The organism is Labilibaculum sp., assembly GCF_041595635.1.
In the GTDB taxonomy this organism is placed as follows: domain Bacteria; phylum Bacteroidota; class Bacteroidia; order Bacteroidales; family Marinifilaceae; genus Labilibaculum.
Window position 1 is genome coordinate 1 of record NZ_JBFHJW010000098.1, and the last position, 8,651, is coordinate 8,651.

Below are 8,651 nucleotides of genomic sequence, written 5' to 3' on the forward strand. Positions count from 1 at the left end.
AGCTTTTTCACTTTCGAATTTTCATCGCACTTCATTCCCGGGCAGTGAAGATCGTTAGGGAAAAGAATAGCAAACATTCCTTCTTCTAATTTAAAAGGAGTTGAATCGTTAGGATAAAAAGCAACATCTTTCTCATCGATTACAGTGTGTGGAACTTGATTTGTTAAAATACTTAGTCCCATCATTTCTTCTCCAGATATAATGTATTGAATGTCGATGTGTTCGAAATGACTTTCAAGTTTGGCATCTTCAGGGTTTTTTGACGTGTATTCCTGAACCAAAGCAAAGACATTATTGCCTTCGATTTCATATTTGCCGATTTCAGTATTCACTAAATCCGTTGTGCTCATGTAGTTTAATGCTTTGTCGATGCGATTGCTTAAACCAGCATACAGCTGCACGTTTTCAATTTTGTCTACGATCATTTTAGTAATTTTTTTCAAAGTTCGTAATAATACTGAAACTTGAAGTGCAATTGGGAAGATTTATTTTATATAATTTTTAGAATTATGACGAGAAGAGACAAGATAAAAGGAGCACTAGATTGATCCTAGTGCTCCTTTGGTTTTCTTTATGCGTTTCTAAATTTTTAGTAAGATAAATTTAAGGTTATCAGCTGTTTCTATGTCTTCGAAAAAACTTGTAAAATCGTCAAATTCTTCAGCAGGATAAATTCCTTTGTTTAAAATTAATTTACGGATATATATGACTTGCCTGTCCGACTTAATCAGCTTAATTTGATACTTTCCATACTTAGAATCGATGATCTTATCTTCAGGAATATACCTTATTCCGTACTGTTCAGGAATGTCATAAACAACGGTGTCTACTAACTGTTCGGAGCGCTGAATTTTTATGTCTGATTTGCGTTCATAAGTTTGCGATGGTACAGATCTGATTTTGCTTAGCAGATTTAAGGGAACCATAACTCGATCTCCCAAAAGACTTGTATATTGGCGGATCGAAAGAGATAAGTTTAGATCGATTTCAGCTTGAGCAGAGCGTTTTTCCAGATGATCGTATTTTAAAAGCTCAAAATTTTGAACATTTAAATTTTTCATGATGAACTTTTTACGCTCAGACTCTTCTAATGACAAGTAGTAGGTCATTCTATCGTAGTAACTTCCTTCGTAGCAGATTTTAATATCAGCCTTTGAGCTATCTTCTCCAAGTTGAACGTGCGAAATACTTGTTTTAAGATTGTTTTTATTCGAATAGGAAGGTGTTTTTACTAGTTTTCCTCCCGTTTTGGTAATTAAAAGAGCTTCTCTGTCGTCGGTAAAGCTGCCAACATGTCCGAATGGTAATTTCTGACTCGTACATTCCAGCCAGACGGTATCTTTGGGAAATGGTACACAAAGAATAACATGGTTGAACTGATTGGATGGAAATTCAGCGATAAAATTAGGATCGTATACACCAGCTTTTATTATTGTGTAAAACGATTTTATATCAACCGCTTTTAGGAGCGCCTTCATGTAATTTGCTAGTGCTTTGCAATCGCCATAGGAGTATTTATCTGTGATATTGGCATCGAAGGCTTGCCATCCGCCCAAGCCAACCTGAATGCTTACATATCTGGTTTTGTTCTGAAGATATTTGTAGAGAATGGCTACTTTTTCCTTGTCCGTCTCAGTATCTTTTACCAATTCTTTAATTTCCAAAGCTTTATCTTCTTTTAAGTCATCCTTGCCGATGTTTAAATCGTAGATCCACTTTCCAAAATTTTTCCACGATTCCATATTTCCTTCCGAACCACCCAATTCAAAATTGCTTGGAGCTGTAAAAACAGTAGGACTCAGTTTATCGAAATGAAGACTGTAATCCTCCTGAAGGATTGCTTTTAAATTTTCCACAGACCATTTGTAGCTTGTATTTTCTTCATGAGTAACTTTTTCACATGGATTATTCGTGTTTTTTTCGAGATATCGAAATTTGTAATCTTTAGGAGCTATAACCGTAAAATCGGATTTTTCTACCGCAATATTAAAGTCTTTGTTGGCATACCATGTCGGGTAGTTTAAGATTCCATTGTATGTTATTTCGTAAGAATATTCAACAGTAAAAGGCAGCGTTCTACATTCCGGATCGATGTAGACTACACGGCTATCTTCAAATAGAGAATAACCAGAAATTGCACTGTAATCTAATATGTCAGACGATTTAATTTTCTTGATTAGATCTCCATTTTTATCAAATACTTTAGCACTATTAACTTTAACACTCGAAAATTTGTTGTAAAATTCTATGAATTGAGCATCTTCAATTCCATTATTATTCAATACTGTGATTGCATAAGTAACTTTTTCGATTGCTTTTTTTGGCGATGAAATTTCAAAGACTCTACTTTCTGTTCTAACAATCGCCTTTGCATTGCTCAATAAATTCTTTGGAATATCGGCAAGCTTGTACTTATTCTCTTTTGCGAATGCAAGGTTAGAAATAAGTAGACAAGCAAGAAAAACTAGTTTAGATTTTAGTTTCATGAGATTTTTTTAAGATGATAGGTTGTGCTTGTTTGGCTATGATTAGATTGTAAAACTCCTTTAAGCTTGAATATTCTGCGGGTAAGAATAGCTCCTTATTAATGGAGTAGGAGAATTTTAAGTTGATTGTATTGTTATTATTGGAGATGTAGTAAACAAAAGCTCCATTATTGTTAGGAAGCTTCATTTTTACTGGTTTGGGAAGTTCAACAAGTTCAAAGCCTTCTGGTAAAGCAAAGTTAATAAGTACGGTTTTAACTTTTTGATAAGGAAAAGAAATAGGGTATTTTCTTTCATTCATTTTGAAAGGATTTTCCTTTATTTGCTCACAAAGCATAGGGTTGATGTAATATTCATCTCCAATTTGTGTAATCTGATTTGCTATTTTTACCTCATATTTTTCTGTTACAGGAAGATTTAATTCGTCTATGTTATTTAACTCTGATTTTTTAATTTTCAATCCTGAATTTCTAGAGGTCAGATCGTTTAAAAATTCTTCTTCACTATTGAATGAGTGAATATATTTTCTAAGATTAAATGCAGCATAGTCAGATTTACAACATTGCAATTGTCCTGTTAGGTTTAAATTTTCGTCAATTTTTACATTGTAAGAAGTAAATTGTTTGTCTTTTTTTGTTGCTTTTAAAGGAATGGATTTTACGAAGGTAGGAGCAATTAACTCTCCACCCATATTGAAACATTTTTTTGGTAAAATGTTAAAAGGTAAATATTCTTCCGATGCATCAAGCAGAAGGTCTTCATTTTCTAATTTTACACAAATAATTACATGATTTAATTTGTTCATGTTTGGACCTGTGGGAGAAAGAATACCATTATCTCTTGTGCTTAGTACGACAGGGTTAGCTTTAAAGTCTAGTAATCTTAGCAATTGTAAAAGGGCAATATTGATATCTGCAGAATTACCAATTTTTTCTTCGTAAACCTTTTTAAGGTTCGGTTTTGAGGTGTATAAACGGTCCTCTTTATTCCATTTTATGGTTTTAATCTCGTTAAATGCAGCCTTAATCATATCAATATTAGATAGTTCTAGGGATTTTATTTTATCAGCTAAAGGACTTAAATATCTTGAAGCTTTAATAACCAATCCAAAATCTTCAGATTTGTACAATATTTTAGAGATATCTTTCCAAGAGTGTATTGATAGGTAATATTCTCCAGGGATACTTATACTATTAATATTGAATTCAAGTTTTGTAATATAATTTTTACTTGAATTAATGAATGGTTCTGCTTTAAAGGCAGGCATATCTTTAGCAATCCAATGTCCATCTACAGATAGACTGAGGGGTTCGTAGCCAAAAGAACTTTTTTTGTAACTTAAAAATTCCGATGATTCAATAATTAGTTCGCTATGAATAACTGGAATCGATTTCTGAAATTCCCATTCGTTGGGAATCAGAAATTGTCTAAACTCTATATCGATAACCGATCCTACCTTTACATTTGGCATGGCTACCCGCATGTTATAGTATTTTTCTGTAATCCGATCGGAGAATATGGATTTATTACTGAGTTTGGTCTTTTCGATTTCACCATCCACTAGATTGTAGGTAATGCCTCGAATATCTGCTTTTGCTGATGTTGCAAAAACTTTGTCGGCCCAAACATATCCTTCCTTCTTTAAAATTTTAATTCGGACGATTCTTTTAAATTCCAATTCACTTGCATCGAAATAGCCAAAGTCACATAGAACGACTGCTGCGGCCGACGTGTCTTTTTCATAGGCTGTCATTTTAAGATCGGAGAGTTCAATTTTACCGAACCTGATTGGGTCTTTTATGGCACTAGCAGAAAAAAAGGAAAGAAGAAATAGGTAAAGGAGTAAATTTGTTTTCATAGTAATTGTGTTTAGGTATTTTGATTAGAATGAATTTGGAGAATAAAGACTTATAGGGTAGTGTTGAACAGAAATTGAGTAAATTCATGCCTATAAAACGTAATCAAGAACCAAATTGTAACCAATATACCTATAATGATGATTTATTGCTTAATAACAAGGTACTTAATTATGATAGAATTTGTATAAATTAGTGTTTACATTGACGGTATAGTTTTGGATAAATGATATTTGTTGTTATGTTCTTTAGTAAAAATTGATAAAATTGCTTGATATGAGAAATGAAAAATGGGAAATTTACAGCTTGTAAATTTCCCATTCCATTTTAGTTCATTCAAGTATAGTTAATCGATAAATCTTGCAGAGTCGTTTTGTTAAACTTGTTTTTAACTATTTGCAAGGAGAAGTTATTAGCCTTGTGATTCGTTGTAAATTCCTTTTTTGTCAATTCTGCAATTCCACTTCATTGGGCCACATCCGCTATCTTCTTCTACGATTCCCTCCGCTATTAAGTTATCTCGTTTATGGCAAGAGCTAAAGTCGTCTGCGTAAATTTTTATGTGTATTCCAGCTTTTAATTCGATGTTATTCCCTTTTGAATCTTCTATCAAATCATTCTCAGAAAGAGGAACTAAATTGTCCTCTAGCATATCATTAAAATCAACATAAATTCGTGCTTCTTTCATTTTTTTTGGTTCTGATTGTTTGGAAAGAGATTTTGCAAATTGAGTCTGGTTTTACTCTTCCAGATGTGGTGAAATTAACAAAACGATCTTGTTCTCTCAAATTCCAATTGCTATTTTAAACTGTTTAATTTAATTGAACGAATTTATGGAATGTGGAAAATATTTTTTTTGCTGATAATTTTGCTGGGATGTGCGAGTAAAATTCGGATTCAGAAAAATAAAGTTTACTTTCACAGAAAATAAATTGGTACTACGATAAAATATAAACGAGTAAAAAATATGATGGATTCCAGAATAGAGAATTTAAATGTGAGTGAAGAACAATCTATTATTACTCCTGCAGAATTAAAAAAACTATATCCACTTGACGAGAAACACATTGAAACCGTGCGCAATGGACAGGAATCCATAAAGAATATTTTGAATGGATCGGATAAGCGATTTTTGGTTGTAGTGGGACCTTGCTCTATTCATGATATTAAATCGGCAAAAGAATATGCCCAAAAGCTGAAGAAGCTGGCTGATGAATTGAAAGATCAGCTTTTTATTGTGATGCGTGTTTATTTCGAAAAACCGCGAACAACATTGGGATGGAAGGGATTGGTGAATGATCCATATCTAGATAATACTTGCAAAATTCAGGATGGATTGAAACAGGCGCGCGAACTACTAGTGTATGTGGCAGATTTAGGTTTGCCTGCTGCGGGCGAAGCTCTGGATATTGTTACGCCACAATACATTCAGGATTTATTTTCGTGGACAGCCATTGGTGCACGGACCACCGAATCGCAAAGCCACAGAAACATGGCTAGTGGTTTATCTTCGGTAGTAGGTTTTAAAAATGGAACTGATGGCAATATCGATATTGCAATTAATGCCATGCAGGCAGTTGCCGAAGCTCATCATTTTGTGAGTATCGATCCAGCAGGAAAGGTTGCGGTAATTCATACTTTGGGCAATCCTAATACGCATATCATATTGCGAGGAGGGAAAAAAGCGAATTATGAAGCGTCACAAATTGCCGAAATAGAGCAAAAACTTTCAAATTTAGGTCTTGATGCCAGAATTATGGTGGATTGTAGCCATGCTAATAGTAAGAAAAAGGCAAAAAATCAGGAATTGGTTTTGAATTCACTTGCAGATCAAATTGTTGATGGCAATAAATCCATTATGGGATTCATGATTGAGAGTCATTTGAAATTTGGAAAACAGAGCATTCCTGCTGATAAATCACAACTGAAATATGGAGTTTCAGTAACTGATGAATGTCTCGATTTTGAATCAACGGAGAGAATCCTACGGGATTTTTGTACAAAGATAAAAGCTGAATAGGTCTCAATAGTATTTATCACCTGTATAATATTTTTGTGAAGATAGTTTAAAAGGCTTGAAACTGTCTTCACATTTTTCATCGGTGTTTTGATAATTTCGAAAAAAGAATTCTATTTTTTATGTTAAATTTATAGCTTGCGTAGAATCGAGAAGTGGTAATTTTTGTTGAATTCTTATTGTAAAAAAGAAAGAGCCGTCTTTGCAATATTCAGATTCTAATAATTTTTCTTTGGTAAAAATATCTCGGAATTCTGATAAGTCTATTTTTAGAGTCAAAAGAAGTATTGTTCGAAGTTATCGAAAACTGCAGTCCAATCTCGCGTAAAAGAGAAATACATAAAAGAGTTACTATATTGCCTTTACATCGAAAACCAATTTCGCGATAACTTTAATTTTACCAGAGTAACTATCCAGATTTATTTCAGGCAGAAGTAGAGAAACGCTGAAAATAGGAATACCGAAGTAAGAAAAGATTGCCTCTGAATTCTTAAAAATAGTACAGAGGAAATCTTTTTTTTAAATTATTTTGTTGATATAACCACATTGGAAATAATGGTTCCGTCGTTCCATTTGTTTATTACAGTGCCTTCGTTAAGTTCCATACTTTTAAGTTGGTAGGAATCTTCAATTTTTAAAGTTCCTTTAACCACCGTTAAATCTTTAACTTCTCCGTCTTCACAATGCATGTAAAAAGCACTGGCGTGGTTTGGAATGGAACTAAATTCTGGGATTAATTCCTCTTTCTCAGGGTCGGATGGAGCGAGATAATAGTGATTTGTATTCGAATTTATTGATGCAAAATAAACGGTTGGGGCTTTTACTATATACCCTCTTACCCCTGCACCGCCATATCGGAACCAACTAATGTTTTGACTTTTAAATCGTTGCCAATCTTCTTCGCTTTCAAAATCATCGCGGGTATAAGAGCCGGGGTTACGTTGCGAAAAGATTTTCCCCTTGAGGAAATTCACAACTGCCTGTCCTTTCTCCTGCGGATTTCCAGAACTGGGTTTGCACGGATTAGTTAGTTGAAGTTTCGACTTGGAACCCAACTGATAAATTTCGTTGCCATTTTTTAAACTAATAGAAATCCTCGATTTTTCTCCTGTTTCTATTACATCGCCGGCACCAATTTTAGTTGTCCCTTTTTTTGCCGGCTCACCATTTATTTTTACATCGCCCTTTAAATACGTAACACTTGCATCACATTCTTTTGTGCGTTTAACCAAAGTCCACGATGTGGTAATTTTTGAAATATAGGAGCAGTTTACGTCGCCGTGTACCATTCGTCCTAAACTACCCAAACATTTATTACAGTCGTTGCTGGTCTCGTTTGTTTTCATATAAACACCTTCTAGTATATTTCGGTTGTCCAGGGCTTTTTCTCCTGAAATTACAATTGGCATATCAACAGTAGTGGAAGTAGACATTGTTTTTGGCGGAATAATAGTATCCAAGCATGGGAATGTTTCTTCCAGATAAGTTTCCATGTTGGTCTTTACTTTCATTTCCCCCATTAATATAAAGGTGTACTTATTTCCTCTAAACATCATTTGTCCTCCGTCAATAACTGGTTTCTCTGGATTTACACGACTCGTATTTACACTGGTTCGTTGTGTGCGTGAATCGCCCGGAGTGGCATTTTCAATAAAAACCAGTCGGTCGTCGTAACAGGCTTGCTTCGTTTTTTGGTCGTTTCCTTCGTTATTTACAGTATTTGTGTAGTTGATGTTTTCTTCGATACTTGTTAATTGAAATGCTGAATAACCAGCTGCTTCACCTCCCGTAAAAGTCACAAAAAATGAACCTTCAATAGTACGTTTTTCATTTACACTTATATTCCAATCGTAACCACCATCAGTTCCTTCGCCACCAGCTGTTTTTATCATTTCCAGATGATATTCAACCGGACCACTGTAAGTTACCATTTGGGATTTTATTTTATCAACCCCAAAAAACAATAAGAAAAGAGTAAAAATAAGGGCTGCATTTTTCATGATTATATCTTTTTATAGTTTCGTTCTATTGTCCGGGCATTCCGGGCATTTCCATTATTTGGTATCCAGTGGGTATTTCGAAAAATCCACTTTCCGGAGTCCAGGCTTCCACATCTTTCATTTCCATTCCCGATTCTTCCGAACCATCGATATGGTTAACCATTTTCATGGGGAATTTATACTTATCGGAAAACCACATGGTAAACATTTTTTGGTTTGTATTGTCTTTATTCCATAATACCGATTTGGTACATTTAACACCATTAATGTTTTCGGTGCCTTCTTCTTTCAT

7 protein-coding genes are annotated in these 8,651 nt (G+C 34.2%); 1 reads left to right on the forward strand and 6 read right to left on the reverse strand.

Features of this window, described 5'->3' with window-relative positions; translation table 11 throughout:
• From ABYT26_RS16935 to ABYT26_RS16950, 4 genes are all read right to left on the reverse strand, one after another.
• The coding region (locus ABYT26_RS16935; RefSeq protein WP_372756084.1) for a YhcH/YjgK/YiaL family protein at positions 1-425 on the reverse strand (425 nt) is incomplete at its 3' end.
• Positions 426-581: 156 nt separating this feature from the next.
• Positions 582-2,486, reverse strand: coding sequence for a DUF3857 domain-containing protein (locus ABYT26_RS16940; protein ID WP_372756086.1), 1,905 nt, complete (start codon positions 2,484-2,486; stop codon positions 582-584).
• Positions 2,470-4,344, reverse strand: coding sequence for a DUF3858 domain-containing protein (locus ABYT26_RS16945; RefSeq protein ID WP_372756088.1), 1,875 nt, complete (start codon positions 4,342-4,344; stop codon positions 2,470-2,472). Before ABYT26_RS16945 ends, ABYT26_RS16940 begins: the two co-directional genes overlap by 17 nt.
• A 410-nt stretch (positions 4,345-4,754) precedes the next feature.
• Entirely contained in the window at positions 4,755-5,030 is a 276-nt protein-coding gene (locus ABYT26_RS16950) for a hypothetical protein (RefSeq protein ID WP_372756090.1), read from the reverse strand.
• Positions 5,031-5,309: 279 nt separating this feature from the next.
• On the opposite strand from ABYT26_RS16950, the gene ABYT26_RS16955 reads away from it, so the two are divergent.
• Entirely contained in the window at positions 5,310-6,362 is a 1,053-nt protein-coding gene (locus ABYT26_RS16955; RefSeq protein WP_372756092.1) for a 3-deoxy-7-phosphoheptulonate synthase, read from the forward strand.
• A 521-nt stretch (positions 6,363-6,883) separates the two neighbouring features.
• Here ABYT26_RS16955 and ABYT26_RS16960 read toward each other — a convergent pair.
• Both ABYT26_RS16960 and ABYT26_RS16965 read right to left on the reverse strand, forming a co-directional pair.
• On the reverse strand, positions 6,884-8,359 hold the full coding sequence (locus ABYT26_RS16960; RefSeq protein WP_372756094.1) for a hypothetical protein: 1,476 nt from the start codon (positions 8,357-8,359) through the stop codon (positions 6,884-6,886).
• Positions 8,360-8,384: 25 nt separating this feature from the next.
• The coding region (locus tag ABYT26_RS16965; protein WP_372756096.1) for a hypothetical protein at positions 8,385-8,651 on the reverse strand (267 nt) is incomplete at its 5' end.

Excerpts from the sequence above, each read along its gene's own strand:
- ABYT26_RS16940 (WP_372756086.1), bottom strand. The coding sequence starts at position 2,486 with ATGAAACTAAAATCTAAACTAGTTTTTCTTGCTTGTCTACTTATTTCT.
- ABYT26_RS16950 (WP_372756090.1), bottom strand. The coding sequence starts at position 5,030 with ATGAAAGAAGCACGAATTTATGTTGATTTTAATGATATGCTAGAGGAC.
- ABYT26_RS16960 (WP_372756094.1), bottom strand. The coding sequence starts at position 8,359 with ATGAAAAATGCAGCCCTTATTTTTACTCTTTTCTTATTGTTTTTTGGG.
- ABYT26_RS16945 (WP_372756088.1), bottom strand. The coding sequence starts at position 4,344 with ATGAAAACAAATTTACTCCTTTACCTATTTCTTCTTTCCTTTTTTTCT.
- ABYT26_RS16955 (WP_372756092.1), top strand. The coding sequence starts at position 5,310 with ATGATGGATTCCAGAATAGAGAATTTAAATGTGAGTGAAGAACAATCT.